Source organism: Pseudomonas tohonis, assembly GCF_012767755.2.
Taxonomy (GTDB): domain Bacteria; phylum Pseudomonadota; class Gammaproteobacteria; order Pseudomonadales; family Pseudomonadaceae; genus Metapseudomonas; species Metapseudomonas tohonis.
Genome location: NZ_AP023189.1, coordinates 2,525,936 through 2,541,796, shown reverse-complemented (window position 1 = coordinate 2,541,796; position 15,861 = coordinate 2,525,936). Strand labels below are relative to the sequence as shown.

At 68.2% G+C, this 15,861-nt stretch carries 18 protein-coding genes; 8 read left to right on the top strand and 10 right to left on the bottom strand.

Features of this window, described 5'->3' with window-relative positions:
- Positions 1 to 75: 75 nt before the first annotated feature.
- Genes HSX14_RS11650 through HSX14_RS11635 form a run of 4 tightly spaced genes read right to left on the bottom strand, consistent with a single transcriptional unit; the run spans position 76 to position 2,824 of the window.
- A complete protein-coding gene (locus HSX14_RS11650) occupies positions 76 to 426 on the bottom strand; it encodes a GFA family protein (RefSeq protein WP_116858064.1) in 351 nt (116 codons plus the stop codon).
- A gap of 43 nt (positions 427 to 469) precedes the next feature.
- Positions 470 to 1,012 carry a GNAT family N-acetyltransferase gene (locus HSX14_RS11645; RefSeq protein ID WP_173178348.1) on the bottom strand — a complete coding sequence of 181 codons (543 nt, stop codon included), beginning with the start codon at positions 1,010 to 1,012 and terminating at the stop codon, positions 470 to 472.
- 28 nt (positions 1,013 to 1,040) lie between these two features.
- Positions 1,041 to 1,643, bottom strand: coding sequence for a glutathione S-transferase family protein (locus HSX14_RS11640; RefSeq protein ID WP_173178347.1), 603 nt, complete (start codon positions 1,641 to 1,643; stop codon positions 1,041 to 1,043).
- A gap of 14 nt (positions 1,644 to 1,657) precedes the next feature.
- The gene (locus HSX14_RS11635; RefSeq protein ID WP_173178346.1) at positions 1,658 to 2,824 is read right to left on the bottom strand and encodes an aminotransferase-like domain-containing protein; all 1,167 of its coding nucleotides are present in this window, start codon (positions 2,822 to 2,824) and stop codon (positions 1,658 to 1,660) included.
- Positions 2,825 to 2,906: 82 nt separating this feature from the next.
- On the opposite strand from HSX14_RS11635, the gene HSX14_RS11630 reads away from it, so the two are divergent.
- A complete protein-coding gene (locus tag HSX14_RS11630; RefSeq protein WP_173178345.1) occupies positions 2,907 to 3,365 on the top strand; it encodes a MarR family winged helix-turn-helix transcriptional regulator in 459 nt (152 codons plus the stop codon).
- On the opposite strand, the gene HSX14_RS11625 is transcribed toward HSX14_RS11630, so the two are convergent.
- Entirely contained in the window at positions 3,366 to 3,998 is a 633-nt protein-coding gene (locus HSX14_RS11625; protein WP_173178344.1) for a hypothetical protein, read from the bottom strand. It abuts the gene before it with no gap.
- Positions 3,999 to 4,153: 155 nt separating this feature from the next.
- Between HSX14_RS11625 and HSX14_RS11620 the strand changes: the two genes are divergently transcribed.
- Together HSX14_RS11620 and HSX14_RS11615 are read left to right on the top strand one after the other, a co-directional pair.
- Positions 4,154 to 4,765, top strand: coding sequence for a LysE family translocator (locus HSX14_RS11620; RefSeq protein ID WP_173178343.1), 612 nt, complete (start codon positions 4,154 to 4,156; stop codon positions 4,763 to 4,765).
- Entirely contained in the window at positions 4,765 to 5,976 is a 1,212-nt protein-coding gene (locus tag HSX14_RS11615) for a benzoate/H(+) symporter BenE family transporter (protein ID WP_173178342.1), read from the top strand. Before HSX14_RS11620 ends, HSX14_RS11615 begins: the two co-directional genes overlap by 1 nt.
- Before the next feature lie 292 nt (positions 5,977 to 6,268).
- On the opposite strand, the gene HSX14_RS11610 is transcribed toward HSX14_RS11615, so the two are convergent.
- Both HSX14_RS11610 and HSX14_RS11605 read right to left on the bottom strand, forming a co-directional pair.
- Positions 6,269 to 7,153: a bile acid:sodium symporter family protein gene (locus tag HSX14_RS11610; RefSeq protein ID WP_173178341.1), complete on the bottom strand. Its 885-nt coding sequence runs from the start codon at positions 7,151 to 7,153 to the stop codon at positions 6,269 to 6,271.
- 142 nt (positions 7,154 to 7,295) lie between these two features.
- Entirely contained in the window at positions 7,296 to 8,060 is a 765-nt protein-coding gene (locus tag HSX14_RS11605; RefSeq protein ID WP_111264108.1) for an SDR family oxidoreductase, read from the bottom strand.
- On the opposite strand from HSX14_RS11605, the gene HSX14_RS11600 reads away from it, so the two are divergent.
- Together HSX14_RS11600 and HSX14_RS11595 are read left to right on the top strand one after the other, a co-directional pair.
- Positions 8,053 to 8,229 carry a hypothetical protein gene (locus HSX14_RS11600; protein WP_173178340.1) on the top strand — a complete coding sequence of 59 codons (177 nt, stop codon included), beginning with the start codon at positions 8,053 to 8,055 and terminating at the stop codon, positions 8,227 to 8,229. The two genes, HSX14_RS11605 and HSX14_RS11600, sit on opposite strands and share 8 nt — an antisense overlap.
- 60 nt (positions 8,230 to 8,289) lie before the next feature.
- The gene (locus HSX14_RS11595) at positions 8,290 to 9,294 is read left to right on the top strand and encodes an NADP-dependent oxidoreductase (protein WP_173178339.1); all 1,005 of its coding nucleotides are present in this window, start codon (positions 8,290 to 8,292) and stop codon (positions 9,292 to 9,294) included.
- Between the two features lie 138 nt (positions 9,295 to 9,432).
- On the opposite strand, the gene pyrF is transcribed toward HSX14_RS11595, so the two are convergent.
- Both pyrF and HSX14_RS11585 read right to left on the bottom strand, forming a co-directional pair.
- Positions 9,433 to 10,131 (bottom strand): orotidine-5'-phosphate decarboxylase, encoded by a 699-nt coding sequence (pyrF, locus tag HSX14_RS11590; RefSeq protein WP_173178338.1) that lies wholly within the window; start codon positions 10,129 to 10,131, stop codon positions 9,433 to 9,435.
- Between the two features lie 82 nt (positions 10,132 to 10,213).
- Positions 10,214 to 10,951: a ZIP family metal transporter gene (locus HSX14_RS11585; protein ID WP_173178337.1), complete on the bottom strand. Its 738-nt coding sequence runs from the start codon at positions 10,949 to 10,951 to the stop codon at positions 10,214 to 10,216.
- Between the two features lie 320 nt (positions 10,952 to 11,271).
- On the opposite strand from HSX14_RS11585, the gene HSX14_RS11580 reads away from it, so the two are divergent.
- The 3 genes from HSX14_RS11580 to HSX14_RS11570 all read left to right on the top strand — a co-directional run bounded on the left by HSX14_RS11580 (position 11,272) and on the right by HSX14_RS11570 (position 13,956).
- On the top strand, positions 11,272 to 12,021 hold the full coding sequence (locus HSX14_RS11580; RefSeq protein ID WP_173178411.1) for a response regulator: 750 nt from the start codon (positions 11,272 to 11,274) through the stop codon (positions 12,019 to 12,021).
- A complete protein-coding gene (locus HSX14_RS11575; RefSeq protein ID WP_373874765.1) occupies positions 12,021 to 13,046 on the top strand; it encodes an ATP-binding protein in 1,026 nt (341 codons plus the stop codon). Before HSX14_RS11580 ends, HSX14_RS11575 begins: the two co-directional genes overlap by 1 nt.
- 112 nt (positions 13,047 to 13,158) lie before the next feature.
- Positions 13,159 to 13,956: an EF-hand domain-containing protein gene (locus HSX14_RS11570; RefSeq protein WP_173178336.1), complete on the top strand. Its 798-nt coding sequence runs from the start codon at positions 13,159 to 13,161 to the stop codon at positions 13,954 to 13,956.
- Between the two features lie 235 nt (positions 13,957 to 14,191).
- Here the strand turns inward: HSX14_RS11570 and HSX14_RS11565 are convergent, their stop codons facing one another.
- The gene (locus tag HSX14_RS11565; RefSeq protein ID WP_173178335.1) at positions 14,192 to 15,709 is read right to left on the bottom strand and encodes a YdgA family protein; all 1,518 of its coding nucleotides are present in this window, start codon (positions 15,707 to 15,709) and stop codon (positions 14,192 to 14,194) included.
- Positions 15,710 to 15,861 lie beyond the last annotated feature (152 nt).

Sequence of the window (15,861 nt, the reverse complement as noted above, 5' to 3'; positions counted from 1 at the left end):
GTAGAGGGTAGAGGTCGCTTTTCACCTCCACCAGGCGGAGTCGACCAACACATCGTGTTGCCCGAACCAAGCGCGCTAGAAACTCCGCCCATCCACCTTCACCACCTTCAGGGTGTCGGGATCGACCCCTTCCAGGCAGCGCACGTTCACCGCTGCCATGGCGTTGCCCTTGGGATCGGCCGCCTCGCCGAAGGGCGCACAGCCGCAGTTGGAGCAGAAGTGATGGGCGATGTGCATGCGATTGAAGCGGTAGGTGGACAGGTCCGCATCCGGTGTCGACAGCGTCAGTTGCGCCCGTGGCACGAACCACAGCAGGTAGCCGCGCTTGCTGCACAGCGAGCAATTGCACTCCATCACCTCGGCGAGCGGACTGCCGTCCACCTCGAACGCAATCCGGCCGCAGTGGCAGCCCCCTTTGTATTTCATGGACGTCTCCCTGCCTGGCCCGTCGCGAGCCGATGACGCCACGTTAGACCAGCCTCGCCCAGTGCGCCACGTCCAGGCGGAAGCCCAGCAGCGTCTCCTCGCGGCCACGGAATTCGCGGGCAAAGCGCTGCCCGAGGGGCTGCATGCCGATGCCGGTCATCACCCGCGCCGAAGCCGGGTTGTGCGCCAGGCAATAGCCCTCCACCCAGGCCAGGCCGAGCACCTCGAAGGCATGGGCCAGCACCAGGCGCGCGGCCTCCTGCATATAGCCCCGGCCCCAGTGGGGCGTGCCGATCCAGTAGGCCAGCTCGCCGGACTCGGCTCCGAGGCCGATCAGGCTGATGCAGCCGAGCAGCGCGTCATCGTCGCGACGGACGATCGCCCAGGTGACGTGCGGGCGCTGCGGGTAACCGGGTTCCAGGCTGGCGATCCAGCGCCGGGCCAGCTCCAGGGGATAGGGATGGGGAATGGTTGCGGTGGTCGCGGCGATGGCCGGGTCGCCGGCCAGGCGCTGGACCTCGGGTGCGTCGTCGGCCCTGAAAGGGCGCAGCCCGACGCGCGGGCCATGCAACCTGGGTGTCGTCATGCGTGGGCCTCCCTGCCCTGGTGTCTTGTCAGCCCAACATGCCCACGTGCTTGGGGTGGCTGGCCACGCGGTCCATCCAGGCCAGCACGGCCGGGAAGCGCGAGAGGTCGAAGCCGCCCTCTTCCGCCACATGGGTATAGGCGTAGAGGGCGATGTCGGCGATGGAGTACTGCTCGCCCACCAGGTAAGGCGTGCGCGACAGCTGCTGCTCCATCACCTTGAGCGCCTTGTAGCCGCGTGCCAGGCAGGTGCGGTACTCCTCCTCGCGCTCGGCGGGCATGCCCTGGTACAGCTTGATGAAGCGCGCCACCGCCACATAGGGCTCGTGGCTGTACTGCTCGAAGAACTGCCACTGCAGCACCTGGGTGCGCAGGCGCGGCTCGCTGGGCAGCAGGTCGCTGCCCTCGGCGAGGAAGTTGAGGATGGCGTTGGACTCCCACAGCGTGGTGCCGTCTTCCAGTTCCAGGACCGGGATCTTGCCGTTGGGGTTCAGCGCCAGGAAGGCTTCGCTCTGGGTCTCGCCCTTGAGAATGTCCACCGGCACCCACTGGTAGGGCTTGCCGAGCAGGGTGAGGATCAGCTTGACCTTGTAGCAGTTGCCGGAGATGTAATCGCCGTGGACCTTGTACATGTCGTGTTCCTCGATCAGGCGGCCTCGGCGGCCAGTGCGTGACGGATGACCCCGGCGAGGCGCTGCAGGCCTTCGCCCAGGCGCTCGGGCGCCACATGGCTGAAGTTCAGGCGCAGGTAGCCGGGGTGCTGGTCCGGGTCGATGAAGAAAGGCTCGCCCGGCATGAAGGCGACATTCTGCTCCAGCGCCGGCTTGAGCAGGGTGCGGGTGTCCAGCGGCTGCTTCAGCGCCAGCCAGAAGAACAGCCCGCCCTGTGGCACCTGCCAGGTGGCGAGGTCGGCGAAGTGCTCCTCCAGCGCAGCCTGCATGGCGTCGCGGCGCTGGCGATAGAAGCCGCGCAGCTCGGCCAGGTGCTCGCGGTACTGCTCGGTGCCCAGCCATTGCAGGGCCTGCCACTGGCCGATGCGGTTGGTGTGCAGGTCGGCCGACTGCTTCAGGCGCAGCAGGTAGGGGAACAGGTCCGGGCTGGCGATCAGGAAGCCCACGCGCAGGCCCGGCAGCAGGGTCTTGGAAACGGTGCCGGTGTAGATCCAGCTGGCCTTCTTCAGGCGGCTGACGATGGGGGTGGCGGTGCCTTCGTCGAACACCAGTTCACGATAAGGCTCGTCTTCGATCAGGGTCACGCCGAACTCGTCCAGCAGTGCCGCCACGGCGTCGCGCTTGGCTTCGCTGTAACGCACGGCCGAAGGGTTCTGGAAGGTCGGGATCAGGTAGGCGAAGGCCGGCTTGTGCTGCTCCAGGCGCTGGCGCAGGGACGCCAGCTCGGGGCCATCGGCCTCCTGGGCGACGGCGATGCAGTCGGCGCCGAACAGCTGGAAGGCCTGCAGGGCGGCCAGGTAGGTCGGCGCCTCCAGCAGCACCTCGGTACCCGGGTCGATGAACAGCTTGGAGGCCAGGTCCAGCGTCTGCTGGGAGCCGCTGACGATCAGCACCTGGCTGGCGTCGCACTGCACGCCCAGCTTCTGTGCCTCGGCGGCGATGGCCTCACGCAGCGCCGGCTCGCCTTCGCTCATGCCGTACTGGCCCATGCTCACCGGCATGTCCGCCCACTCCACCTTCGGCAGCATCGGTTCGGCCGGCAGGCCACCGGCGAAGGACATCACTTCCGGGCGCTGCGCCGCGGCAAGGATTTCACGGATCAAGGAGCTTTTCAGGCGGGCGATGCGTTCGGAGAAGGCCATGGGTTGTCACCGGGTGCGAAGACGGGAAAATTGAGTCAAACTGCTTGACCGAAATTACGATGACCGGGATGGATACGTCAATATGCTTGACCTTAAAAACCCAGCCGTCCAGCACGCCGCCATGGAGGCCTTCTTCTTCGGCTACCAGGCCTTCACCAGCAAGCCCGACGAAATGCTCGCCCGTCGCGGCCTGTCGCGGGTGCACCACCGCATCCTGTTCTTCATCGCCAAGTACCCGGGCCTCAGCGTCAAGGAAATGCTCGGCTACCTGGGCGTGAGCAAGCAGGCGCTGAACACGCCGCTGCGCCAGTTGATGGAGATGGACCTGGTGCAGAGCAGCGCCGCCGACGACGACAAGCGCAAGCGCCAGCTGGGCCTGACCGCCGACGGCTCGAAACTGGAGAAGAGCCTGCGCCGCGAACAGGCGCGCCTGCTGGAGCGCGCCTTCAGCGAGGCCGGGGCGGACGCCGTGGATGGCTGGCTGAAGGTCAACCAGGCATTGTCCAGCGCCCGTCCGGGCGAGAGCGAAGAAGCGGCCTGATCAGGCGCGCCCGGTCATGTCCCGCGCGCCCTGGAAGAACACCAGGGCCATGGCGACGGAAGAGGCCAGCAGCGGCAGCAGGGCGACCATCACCAGCAGCACGGTCGCCATCATCACCCCGCCCACCAGCAGCAGCCAGGCCATCACCCGGAACACCGGGTAGACGTTCTGCACCTTGAGCAGGCGCACCGCCAGCCACACGGTGACCGCGCCGTAGCCGACCATCAGCGCCAGGTACGACCCCAGTTCCCAGCCCAGCTTCGCCAGGGCCTGGTCGCTCACCAGCATGAGCATCACCTGGGTCAGCATCCCCGCCAGGATCACCAGCCAGGTCGGCCAGGCCAGGCCGACGGCGGCGAAACGCGCCTCGGCGAAGCCCTTCAGGCGCAGGCTCAGGTAGCTGCCCAGCAACATCACCGCCAGGCCCAGCCATTCGGCGACCAGCGAGGCCCCCTGGAGGCCGATGAAATCACCGAGGAAGATGAACACCAGCACCACCACCGAACCCAGGGCCGAGACCAGGCACAGCCAACCCAGCAGGTTGAGCAGCCCCGGGCTCCAGTCAGGCAGTTCGCGGGGGGCCTGGGCATCGACCAGGTCGGTCTGCGGGGCGGCGTAGGGATTCTCGTCCATGGCGTGGGGCTCCTGGGAAAAACTGGAAACCGGAACAGTAATGGCTCTTCCCGCACTCGTCACGCGACTGTATCGCTTTTTGCGCGCTTCGCTGTACGGGGCGCGGCAACGCGCCACGCCGTAGGCTTCCAGCATTCCAAAAAGAGTGCCCTGCCATGAGCCTGGAACTGCTGCTCGCCTTCGCCCTGTTCGCCTTCGTCACCTCGGTCACGCCCGGCCCGAACAACATGATGCTGCTCGCCTCCGGGGTGAACTTCGGCGTGCGCCGCAGCGTGCCGCACATGCTCGGCATCAGCCTGGGCTTCATGGTTCTGGTGATGGCGGTCGGCCTCGGCCTGCACCAGGTCTTCGAGCAGGTACCGGTGCTCTACACCGCCCTGCGCTACCTGGGCGCGGCCTACCTGCTCTACCTGGCGTGGAAGATCGCCGGCTCCGGTGCACCGGACAGCCGTGACAGCGGCGCGCGCCCCTTCACCTTCCTCCAGGCGGCCGCCTTCCAGTGGGTCAACCCCAAGGCCTGGGTCATGGCGATCGGCGCCATCACCACCTATACCCCCCAGGAGGACTTCGTCACCAACGCCCTGTTGATCGCCGCGCTGTTCGCCCTGATCAACTGCCCCAGCGTCGGGCTCTGGACCGTCGCCGGCAGCCTGCTGCGCCGCTGGCTGTCCTCGCCACGGGTGCTGCGCGCCTTCAATATCGGCATGGCCCTGCTCCTGGTGGCCTCGCTCTATCCGATCCTCGTCGACATCAAGGGAACCGTGTGATGACCCAGGCCTCCGATTCCAGCGCCCCCCTGCCCCGCCTGCGCCCGCTGGCCGACTCGTCACTGTCGGCGGTGGTGGCGGGCTTCATCGCCATGCTCACCGGCTACACCAGCTCGCTGGTGCTGATGTTCCAGGCGGGCCAGGCCGCCGGCCTCAGCGCCGGGCAGATTTCCTCGTGGATCTGGGCCATCTCCATCGGCATGGCGGTCTGCAGCATCGGCCTGTCGCTGCGCTTTCGCACCCCCATCACCGTGGCCTGGTCGACCCCCGGCGCCGCACTGCTGATCACCAGCCTGCCGGGCGTGCCCTACGCCGAGGCCATCGGTGCCTTCGTCGTCTGCGCCGTGCTGCTGACCCTGGTCGGCCTCACCGGCGGTTTCGAGCGCATGATGCGCCGCCTGCCCGGCTCCCTGGCCGCCGCGTTGCTGGCCGGCATCCTGTTCAAGATCGGCAGCGAGATCTTCGTCGCCGCGCAGCACCGCACCGCCCTGGTGCTGGCGATGTTCTTCAGCTACCTGCTGCTCAAGCGCCTGCAACCCCGCTACGCGGTGCTGGTGGCGCTGCTGGTGGGTTGCGGCATGTCGGCGGCGCTGGGGCTGCTCGACTTCAGTGGTTTCAGCTTCGCCCTGGCGCAGCCGGTGTGGACCACGCCGAGCTTCTCCCTCACCGCCATCATCAGCATCGGCATCCCGCTGTTCATCGTCGCCATGGCCTCGCAGAACATCCCCGGCATCGCCGTGCTGCGCGCCGATGGCTACCAGGTACCGGCCTCGCCGCTGATCTCGGCCACCGGCTTCGCCTCGCTGCTGCTGGCGCCCTTCGGCTCACACGGCATCAACCTGGCCGCCATCAGCGCCGCCATCTGCACCGGCCCGCACGCCCACGAGGACCGCAACAAGCGCTACACCGCCGCCGTCTGGTGCGGGGTCTTCTATGGCATCGCCGGCATCTTCGCCGCCACCCTCGCCGCGCTGTTCGCCGCCTTCCCCAAGGAGCTGGTGCTGTCGGTGGCCGCCCTGGCGCTGTTCGGCTCCATCAGCAACGGCCTGACCGTGGCGATGAACGAACCCAAGGAACGCGAGGCCGCGCTGATCACCTTCATGGTCACCGCCTCGGGCATGAGCCTGCTATCCATCGGCTCGGCCTTCTGGGGCCTGATCGCCGGGGTGCTGACGCTGGTGATCCTCAACTGGAATACCGGCAAGGACTGAGGCGCGGGCGGCCTGGCATCGGTGCGATGACCTGCACCGCGGATTTGTAGGGGCGACTTCAGTCGCCAAGCGGCGCGCAGCGTCGCCATCTCCGTGGGAGCGAATTCATTCGCGATGCGTTGCCACCGGCCAATTACGGACGATGAGCCCACGTAGGGTGGACCACGCTTCACCGGTCCACCAATCGGGGTCATGCCGGGCTCCGTTGGTGGATGAAAAGAGCGTCATCCACCCTACCCGCTCCCTCGATCGCGTAGCCCGGGCTTCAGCCCGGGACGCTGGCACGCCCCCCTCAGGCCTCCGCCGCCAGCTCGCGCCCGTGCACGCGGTTGACCCACCAGCCGAAGGCGGCGGCGGTGAAGAACATGATGATGCTGTAGATGGCCGCCGGGATCGCCATGGTCGGGTTGTTCAGCAACATCGGGCTCAGCGCCAGGGCGATGGCCAGGGTGCCGTTGTGGATGCCGATCTCCATGCCGATGGCCACCGCCTGGCGCTGGCTGAGGCGGCACAGGCGCGGCACGAAATAGCCCACCGCCAGGCTGATCAGGTTGAACGCCAGCGCGGCCAGGCCCACCACCGGGGCGTAGTCGACGAAGGTGCGCCAGTCCTTGGCCACCGCCAGCACGATGATCAGCAGCAGGAACAACGCGGAGATGATCTTCACCGGCTTCTCCATGCGCACGGCGAAGCCGGGGAAGCGGCTGCGCAGGAACATGCCGATGGCCACCGGGCCGAGGACGATGACGAACACCTGCAGCACCTTGGAAAACTGCAGCGGGATGGCCTGGTCGCCGCTCATGAAATGGGCCAGGGACAGGTTGACGATCAGCGGCATGGTGAGGATGGCGATCACCGAGTTCACCGCCGTCAGGGTGATGTTCAGCGCCACGTCGCCATGGGCCAGGTGGCTGTAGAGGTTGGCCGAGGTACCGCCGGGGGACGCCGCCAGCAGCATCATGCCCACCGCCAGCGCCGCCTCCAGCTGGAAGCCCTTGGCGAGCAGGAAGCACGCCAGCGGCAGCAGGAGGATCTGGCAGCCGAGGCCGATCAGCACCGGCTTGGGGAATTTCACCACCCGGGCGAAGTCCGCCAGGGTCAGGGACAGCCCGAGGCCGAGCATGATGATGCCCAGCGCCAGGGGCAGGAAGATCGTTACCAGGGGGCTTGCGGTCATGTTGTTCTCCTTGTCGGACCTCGGCGGATTCTGCGCACGCGCCCACGTGGCTGGATAGTGGCCTCGCGAGCCAGCCCGGGCCCGACCTGTAACAGAATGCAAAAAGGCGCCCGAAGGCGCCCCTGCATGACCGCAGAGCCGGTCAGATGGCGGTGGCGCCACCGTCCACGGCCAGGGAATGGCCGGTGGTGAAGCCCGCGGCGTCGCTGCACAGGTAGAGCACCGCGCCGGCGATTTCCTCGACCTTGCCGATGCGCCCCACCGGGTGCATGGCGGCGGCGAACTCGCCCTTCTTCGGGTCGGCCTCGTAGGCACGGCGGAACATGTCGGTGTCGATCACCGCCGGGCACACCGCGTTGACGCGGATCTTCTTCTTCGCGTACTCGACGGCAGCCGACTTGGTCAGGCCGATCACCGCGTGCTTGGAAGCGGCATAGATGCTCATCTTCGGCGCCGCGCCGAGGCCGGCGACGGACGCGGTGTTGACGATGGCGCCGGCGCTGCCCTGGGCCAGCATCTGCGGGATCTGGTACTTCATGCACAGCCAGACGCCCTTGACGTTGACGCCCATGATGGCGTCGAACTCCGCCTCGGAGCCCTCGGCCAGCTTGCCCTTCTCGATCTCGATGCCGGCGTTGTTGAAGGCGTAGTCGAGGCGGCCATAGGCGGCGACCGTGCCCTCCACCAGGGCCTTCACCTCGGCGTCGACGGTGACGTTGCAGCGGATGAAGGTGGCGTCGCCACCGGCATCGCGGATCAGTTGCACAGTGGCCTCGCCGCCAGCGGCGTCGACATCGGACACCACCACCTTCAGCCCCTCGGCGGCGAATGCCTGCGCGGTCGCGCGGCCGATACCGTTGGCGGCGCCAGTCACCAGGGCGACCTGGCCGGAGAAAGTCATGCTCATCTGTGAAACCTCGGAAGGAAGGATGGGAACCGGCGAGAAGTCTAGCCACTGGCGGGCGGCCAGCGTCAGCATCATCAGGTCCGTGGTGGGTACTGCATCCAGTTGGCTGATGAAACCCGCCCGCGATGATCATTGGCATTCATGGCTGCACATTCCCTGGCGCGACTAAGCTTGCCCTCCACCGCCGTGCGGACTAAACCGGTGTTTTCCCTATTCGGAGTGCCCTGCCATGCCCCAGCTCAACCGCCAGTTCCTGCTCGCCAAACGCCCGGTCGGCGCGGCCACCCGCGACACTTTCTCCTACGTCGAGAAACCGGTGGGCGAACCCGGCCCGAACCAGATCCTGGTGGAGAACCTCTACCTGTCCCTCGACCCCGCCATGCGCGGCTGGATGAACGACGCCAAGTCCTACATCCCGCCGGTGGGCCTGGGCGAGGTGATGCGCGCCCTGGGCGTGGGCAAGGTGATCGCCTCCAACCATCCCGACTACGCCGTCGGTGACCACGTCAACGGCGCGCTCGGCGTGCAGGACTACTTCGTCGGCGAGCCGCGCGGCTTCTACAAGGTCGACCCGAGCCGCGCGCCGCTGCCGCTCTACCTCTCCGCCCTCGGCATGACCGGCATGACCGCCTACTTCGCCCTGCTCGACGTCGGTGCGCCCAAGGCCGGCGAAACCGTGGTGCTTTCCGGTGCCGCCGGCGCGGTCGGCAGCATCGCCGGGCAGATCGCCAAGATCAAAGGCTGCCGCGTGGTCGGCATCGCCGGTGGCGCCGACAAGTGCCGCTTCCTGATCGACGAACTCGGCTTCGACGCCGCCATCGACTACAAGAACGAAGACGTCGTCGCCGGCCTCAAGCGCGAATGCCCGAAAGGCGTGGACGTGTATTTCGACAACGTCGGCGGCGACATCCTCGACGCCGTGCTCAGCCGCCTGGCCCCGCGCGCGCGCATCGTCATCTGCGGCGCCATCAGCCAGTACAACAACAAGGAAGCGGTGAAGGGCCCGGCCAACTACCTGTCGCTGCTGGTCAACCGCGCACGCATGGAAGGCTTCGTGGTGATGGACCACGCCGCCAACTTCGCCAGCGCCGCCCAGGAAATGGGCGGCTGGATGGCCGCCGGCAAGCTCAAGAGCAAGGAAGACATCGTCGAAGGCCTGGAAACCTTCCCCGAGACCCTCGGCAAGCTGTTCAGCGGCGAGAACTTCGGCAAGCTGGTGCTGAAGGTCAAGTAACCCGTCCGCACCAATGAAAATGGCCCGGCCTGCAATGCAGTCCGGGCCATCTTGTTTCCGGGTCCCCGCGTTAGCGGGGATCGCGGCGTATCCGGGAGCCCGGCGTCCTCACGGACACGTGGGCCTGCGGATCGAGCCTCAGGCCAGTTCGGCGACCACCGCCGCCAGCGCCTTGGCCGGGTCGGCGGCCTGGCTGATGGGGCGGCCGATCACCAGGTAGTCGGAGCCGGCGTCCAGCGCCTGGCGCGGGGTGAGGATGCGGCGCTGGTCGTCCTGGGCGCTGCCCGCCGGGCGGATGCCGGGGGTGACCAGTTGCAGGGCCGGGTGCGCCGCCTTCAAGGCAGGCGCTTCCTGGGCCGAGCACACCAGGCCGTCCATCCCGGCCTTCTGCGCCAGGGCCGCCAGGCGCAGCACCTGCTCCTGGGGTTCGATGTCCAGGCCGATGCCGGCCAGGTCCTCGCGCTCCATGCTGGTCAGCACGGTGACGCCGATCAGCAGCGGCCTGGGCCCGTTGAACCGTTCCAGGGTCTCGCGGCAGGCCGCCATCATGCGCAGGCCGCCGGAGCAGTGCACGTTGACCATCCACACGCCCATCTCCGCCGCCGCCTTCACCGCCATCGCGGTGGTGTTGGGGATGTCGTGGAATTTCAGGTCGAGGAACACCTCGAAGCCGCGCTCGCGCAGGGTGGCGACGATGTCCGACGCGCAGCTGGTGAACAGCTCCTTGCCCACCTTCACCCGGCACAGCGCAGGGTCGAGCTGGTCGGCCAGCTTCAGCGCGGCTTCGCGGGTGGGGAAATCGAGGGCGACGATGATGGGCGTCTGGCAGGCGGACATGGGCGGGCTCTCTGGCAAGTCGAAAACGGCGCGCATTGTAGCGGAAGCCCGTGCCCGCCGCTGCTCCGGTGATCGCCGCCGACTAGAGATGGTCGAGGGCGAAGGCGGTCATGAAGCCGGCCAGGGTGATCAGCCCGGTCCAGGCGTGGGTGCTCTCGAAGGCCTCGGGGATCAGCGTGTCCACCAGCATGCACAGCACCGCACCGGCGGAGAACGCCAGGGCGAAGCCCAGCCAGGCCGGCGGCAGGTCGCTCATCAGCCCCGGGCCGGCCATGGCCGCCAGGCCCGACAGCAGGACGATGCTGCCCCACAGGCAGAACACGAACAGGCCGCTGCGCTTCTCCTCGCGCAGCCCGGCGGCGCTGGCCAGCCCCTCCGGCAGGTTGGAGAGGAAGATCGCCACCAGCATCAGCAGGCTCACCTCGCCGCCGTCCAGCAGGCCCAGGCCGAGCCCCAGGGATTCGGGAATGCCGTCGAGGAAGGCGCCCACCGCGATCAACAGCGCCACCATGGAGCCGGCGCCGCCGCTGCGCTGGCGGTGACGCGCTTCCCAGCGGTCCAGCAACTGGCTGGCGAGGACGAACAGCGCGCCGCCGGCGAGCATGCCCGCCAAGGTCGGCCCCAGCCCGCCGAGGCGCTCGGCCTCGGGGATCTGCCCGAAGCACAGTGCCGCGATCAACACCCCGCTGCCATAGGCCATCACCGAGGCGGTGACCGCCCTGGGCAGCGTCACCCAGAAGCCGATGGCGGCGCCGAGCAACAGGCTGCTGGCGGCCAGCCAGCCCCAGAAACCGGCGAGCAGGGTGGTGGAAATCTGCATGACAACTCCTTTATCGACGACAGGTCCGGATGCGGCGCGACATAAGTACCCCATCCGCCCGCAGAAAGCAGCCGCGCGCTTCCCCGACACCCTGCCGGTGCTTTCCGAATGCAACGCCGCCGCTTTGTATCAGAGCCGGTACAAAGCCGACACGCTGGCGACACCGCCATCGGCGAGCCTCTCGCCGCGATGGCCGGTGGCAGGACGGCGGAGTAGGATGCGCCCGATGGATGCCCACGGTCCGCCGCTCGACGCCCGCCGCCAGACGCGAAGAACAGGGGTCCACCGGCCCGGTCGACCCGCCAGATGGCAACACACCCATGCACAACCAAGCCCCCACCCCCCTCGACAACCGCCGCTGGAACATCCGCGCCCTGCTGGTGGACGACGACGTGCCGATCCGCGACCTGCTCTGCGACTACCTCGCCCGCTTCAACATCGAGGCGGTGGGCGTGGACGACGGCGAGGCGATGCGCGAAGCGCTGGCCGACTCCCCCTTCGACGTCGTGGTCCTGGACCTCATGCTGCCCGGTGAAGACGGACTCTCCCTGTGCCGCTGGCTGCGCAGCGAATCCGACATCCCGATCCTCATGCTCACCGCCCGTTGCGAGCCCACCGATCGCATCATCGGCCTGGAACTGGGCGCCGACGACTACATGGCCAAGCCCTTCGAGCCACGCGAGCTGGTGGCGCGCATCCAGACCATCCTGCGTCGCGTGCGCGACGACCGCGAAGGCCTGCGTGCCGACCAGCGCGCCAGCATCCGCTTCGACGCCTGGCGCCTGAACGGCGTGCTGCGCCAGCTGCAATCCCCCGAGGGCATGGTGGTGCCGTTGTCCAACGCCGAATTCCGCCTGCTCTGGGTCTTCCTCGAGCGCCCACGCCGGGTGCTCAGCCGCGAACAGCTGCTGGACGCCGCCCGGGGCCGCTCCATCGAAGCCTTCGACCGCAGCATCGACCTGCTCGTCTCGCGCCTGCGGCAGAAGCTTGGCGACGACCCCCGGTCCCCGCGCCTGATCAAGACCGTGCGCGGCGAGGGCTACCTGTTCGACGCGCGGGAGATCGGCTGATGCGCCAGGCCGACACGCTGTTCGCACGCCTGTTCGGCATCTTCCTGGCCGCCATCGTCCTCGCCCACCTGCTGGCCTTCCTCTGGTTCCAGCAGTACGGCAACCCACCGCCCCAGCCGCCACCGCAGAACGCCGCCGAGGGCCCGCCGCCCCGGCAGCCCCCGCCTCCGCGCCCGCTGTTCGGCGGGCCGCTGGTGCCGCTGACCTTCCAGCTGCTGACCCTCATCGTCGCCGCCTGGTACGGCGCCCGCGTGCTGTCGCGGCCCATCCAGCGCCTGGCCAGCGCCGCCGACCGCCTCAGCGAGAACCTCCAGGCGCCGCCCCTGGAGGAGCGCGGCCCGCGCGAGGTGCGCCAGGCCGCCCACGCCTTCAACCTGATGCAGCAGCGCATCCGCGAGCAGGTCGCCCAGCGCAGCCGCATGCTCGCCGCCGTCTCCCACGACCTGCGCACGCCCATCGCCCGGGTCAAGCTGCGCGCCGAGCAGGTGCCGGACACCCAGTTGCGCCAGCGCATGGACCAGGACCTCGGCGAGATGGTCGCCATGCTCGACGCCACCCTCAGCTACCTGCACCAGCAACGCGCCGACGAAGCCCTGCAGATGTTCGACCTCCAGGCCCTGGTGGAATCCATGGCCGAGGACGCCCAGGACCGCGGCGCCGACGTGCGCGCGCAAGGCCAGTGCGCGCCCCTGCGGGCCCAGCCCATGGCGTTGCGCTCCTGCGTCAGCAACCTGGTGGAGAACGCCCTGCGCTACGCCGGGCATGCCTTGATCCGCCTTGAAGACGGCCCCACCGAGGTGCGCATCTGCGTCAGCGACCACGGCCCCGGCATCGCCCCGGAACAGCGCGAAGCGGTGTTCGAACCCTTCTTCCGCCTCGAAGGCTCGCGCAACCGCAGCTCCGGTGGCGTCGGCCTGGGCCTGACCATCGCCCGCGAGGCCGCACGGCGCCAGGGCGGCGACCTGGTCCTGGGCGAAAATCCCGGCGGCGGCCTGCTGGCCACCCTCACCATCCCCCGCGCCTGACCCTGTCTCCGTGCCGATACAAAGCGCATAAACCCCCGACACGCTTGCGCCCGAACCTGCGAGGACCGGAGAACCCACTCCGGCCTTGCCATCACGCACAGGAGTGACTCCCATGATCAGTGGCGTCAGTGGTTACTCGGGCTACAGCAGCTACGGCGGCTACGGCTCGGCGCTCTCCTCGAAAAGCACCGCCAGCGGCACCAGCAGCAGTGGCGGCTGCGCCTCGGGACAATCGAAACTGCAGGAAAAGCTGTTCAGCCTGCTGGACAGCAATGGCGACGGCAGCGTCGCCAAGGACGAACTCGGCACCGCGCTGGCCAACGCCAAGGAAAGCGACAGCGGCATCACCGTCGATATCGACGAACTGTTCGCCCAGCTCGACGCCAACAGCGACGGCTCCATCGACCTCGACGAAACCGCTGCCCTCGCCCCGCCCCCGCCACCGCCGCGTGGCGGTGCCAACCCCGAGGACCTGTTCGCCGAGCTGGATGCCGACGGCAATGGCGCCATCGACGAAAGCGAACTGAGCAGCGCCCTGGGCGAGAACAGCGGCATCGACAGCAGCGAACTGTTCGCCAGCCTCGACAGCGATGGCGACGGCAGCCTCGACGTCGACGAAACCGCCGCCCTCGCCCCGCCACCTCCCCCACCGCCGGCCGCCGGCTTCGGCGGCGACAGCGAGGAACTGTTCAGCGTCCTGGACGCCGATGGCAATGGCAGCATCAGCCAGGACGAGCTGGGCAGCCTGTTCGGCCAGGCCGGCAGTGGCGACCAGGGCGACTCCGGCAGCACCACCGCCAGCAGCGACGACGTCTATGCCCGCCTCGCCGCCGCCCTGCTCAAGCAGTACGAGAGCAGCGCCGGCACCTATGAGGCCCGCATCGGCAGCCAGCTCAGCATCGCCGCCTGAGGCCCGACCCGCGAAAGGAAAACCGGCCGCTGCGTTCACGCGCAGCGGCCGGTTTTTGCTTCGGCGATCAGCCCGGTGGTGGGCTCGAATCGATGGGTTTCGCTGCGCTCTACACCATCCTACGGAAGCGGTGCCATGCAGTGCGCGTGCGAAACCCATGGGGTGGCTGCGGCGCGCCCATGAAAAAGGGCCGGCGCCTGGTGGCGGCCGGCCCTCTGGGGCTGCCGGGAGAGGATTATTCCTCGATCGGCATTTCTTCGTCCGGGAAGGCCGGCTGCTCGCCGCCCATGGCGCCGCCGAGGCCACCGGCACTGGCCATGACCAGGCCGGCGAACTCCTCGACCGTCATCTTCTTGCCGTTGAACTCCACCTGGCCGTCGGCGTAGTGCAGGCGGGCGCGGATGTCGTTGCCTTCCAGGGCCACGAGCTGGGTGGAGAGCATCATGCCGCTGGCCATCTCGGTGGTCATCGAGGCCTGCTGGGCGATGGCTTCCTGGTCTTCCTGGCCCTGGAGCACCGCCTGCACGCTGACCAGGTCGCTGATCATCGGCTTGGACAGGCTCAGGTCCAGGTCGAGGCTGGTGATGGCCTCGCGGGCGATCTGGTCCGGCGGCAAGTCGAAGGACGCCGGCTTGGCCAGTTGCATGGCCAGGCTGAAGCGGCTCTCGCCGTTGGCGGTCTTCAGGCTCAGGCGCTCCAGGGCGAATTGCGGCTTGCCTTCGAGCAACTTGACGAGGTCGGCCTTGGCTTGCTCCTGCTGCGCTTCGGTCAGCTCACCGAGGCCCGACTCGCCAGCCTGGCCGACCTGCTGGTACAGCGCGCCGTAGAAGTCGGCCAGCGATTTCAGCGCGACCGAGTCGAGGTTCTTCATGGTCCAGAGCATCTGCGCGCTGCCGATGGGCTTGTCGGCGTAGCTGATGCTGCCGGCATCGAGCGTCAGGCTGCCTTCGATGTTGCTGCCGTTCTCGCGGGTGTCCTGGCGCTGGGCCAGGTCGGTGAGCTGCACGCCCGGGTTTTCGCCGACGATGACGTTGGCGGTCTTCAGGGTGAAATCGCTCTTGCCCACGTACAGGCCGCTGGTGGAGCGGCTCTGGTCGCTGGCCAGGGACAGGCCCTGGAACAGGACGTGCACCTGCTCGCCCTGCTCGGAGACGGCGTCGACCTTGAGGCTGTCCATGGTGCCGATGGCGGCGACCCGGCTGCCGCCGGCATCGCTGCGCAGCTCCAGGTTCAGGCCGGAGAAGCTCAGGTGGGACTCGTCGTCCATCTGCATCTCCAGGGGCAGCAGGGCCAGGCTGCCGCTCATGGAGCGGTCGTAGCCGATGCTGACGTCACCGACCAGGGGCGCGGCGCCCTTGTTGGCGGCGAACCACTTCTCGACGCTGGGGCTGGATTCCAGGGCGTAGTTGCTGGCGGCCATCACCGGCGCCAGCTTGAAGGCCTTCAGGCGCGACACCGGGAAGGGGCCGTGCTCGATGTTGTCGACGAACAACAGCTCCAGGCCCTGGCCTTCCTCGCCGACGCGCACGCGGTAATGGGCGGTGCTGCTGAACAGGCCCTGTTCGAGGGAGACCAGCTCCATCGAGGCGGAAGTGCCGAAGGCCGGCGCGGACAGCTTCAGCTGCGCATTGGCCTCCTTGATGGAGGTGTCCAGCACGGCGGGCAGCTGGGTGCCGGTGTACCAGGCCCCTGCGGCGGAAACAGCGGCGATGGCGACGACTGCGCCCAGGGCGATCTTTACGGTTTTGCTCATGGTTCGACTCGCGGAGTATCCATGTGAATGTTGCTTCCCTGCATCCGCAAGCGGGGCCGATGCAAAGCGGCGCGGAAAAATGCGGCGCAAAGGCTATCACTGCGCCATTGCGCCTCCAAGCGGCGGCCTGCGGTTCTGCTGGCCAGTCGACG

Excerpts from the sequence above, each read along its gene's own strand:
- HSX14_RS11650 (WP_116858064.1), bottom strand. The coding sequence starts at position 426 with ATGAAATACAAAGGGGGCTGCCACTGCGGCCGGATTGCGTTCGAGGTG.
- HSX14_RS11645 (WP_173178348.1), bottom strand. The coding sequence starts at position 1,012 with ATGACGACACCCAGGTTGCATGGCCCGCGCGTCGGGCTGCGCCCTTTC.
- HSX14_RS11640 (WP_173178347.1), bottom strand. The coding sequence starts at position 1,643 with ATGTACAAGGTCCACGGCGATTACATCTCCGGCAACTGCTACAAGGTC.
- HSX14_RS11635 (WP_173178346.1), bottom strand. The coding sequence starts at position 2,824 with ATGGCCTTCTCCGAACGCATCGCCCGCCTGAAAAGCTCCTTGATCCGT.
- HSX14_RS11630 (WP_173178345.1), top strand. The coding sequence starts at position 2,907 with ATGCTTGACCTTAAAAACCCAGCCGTCCAGCACGCCGCCATGGAGGCC.
- HSX14_RS11625 (WP_173178344.1), bottom strand. The coding sequence starts at position 3,998 with ATGGACGAGAATCCCTACGCCGCCCCGCAGACCGACCTGGTCGATGCC.
- HSX14_RS11620 (WP_173178343.1), top strand. The coding sequence starts at position 4,154 with ATGAGCCTGGAACTGCTGCTCGCCTTCGCCCTGTTCGCCTTCGTCACC.
- HSX14_RS11615 (WP_173178342.1), top strand. The coding sequence starts at position 4,765 with ATGACCCAGGCCTCCGATTCCAGCGCCCCCCTGCCCCGCCTGCGCCCG.
- HSX14_RS11610 (WP_173178341.1), bottom strand. The coding sequence starts at position 7,153 with ATGACCGCAAGCCCCCTGGTAACGATCTTCCTGCCCCTGGCGCTGGGC.
- HSX14_RS11600 (WP_173178340.1), top strand. The coding sequence starts at position 8,053 with ATGCTCATCTGTGAAACCTCGGAAGGAAGGATGGGAACCGGCGAGAAG.
- HSX14_RS11605 (WP_111264108.1), bottom strand. The coding sequence starts at position 8,060 with ATGAGCATGACTTTCTCCGGCCAGGTCGCCCTGGTGACTGGCGCCGCC.
- HSX14_RS11595 (WP_173178339.1), top strand. The coding sequence starts at position 8,290 with ATGCCCCAGCTCAACCGCCAGTTCCTGCTCGCCAAACGCCCGGTCGGC.
- pyrF (WP_173178338.1), bottom strand. The coding sequence starts at position 10,131 with ATGTCCGCCTGCCAGACGCCCATCATCGTCGCCCTCGATTTCCCCACC.
- HSX14_RS11585 (WP_173178337.1), bottom strand. The coding sequence starts at position 10,951 with ATGCAGATTTCCACCACCCTGCTCGCCGGTTTCTGGGGCTGGCTGGCC.
- HSX14_RS11580 (WP_173178411.1), top strand. The coding sequence starts at position 11,272 with ATGCACAACCAAGCCCCCACCCCCCTCGACAACCGCCGCTGGAACATC.
- HSX14_RS11575 (WP_373874765.1), top strand. The coding sequence starts at position 12,021 with ATGCGCCAGGCCGACACGCTGTTCGCACGCCTGTTCGGCATCTTCCTG.
- HSX14_RS11570 (WP_173178336.1), top strand. The coding sequence starts at position 13,159 with ATGATCAGTGGCGTCAGTGGTTACTCGGGCTACAGCAGCTACGGCGGC.
- HSX14_RS11565 (WP_173178335.1), bottom strand. The coding sequence starts at position 15,709 with ATGAGCAAAACCGTAAAGATCGCCCTGGGCGCAGTCGTCGCCATCGCC.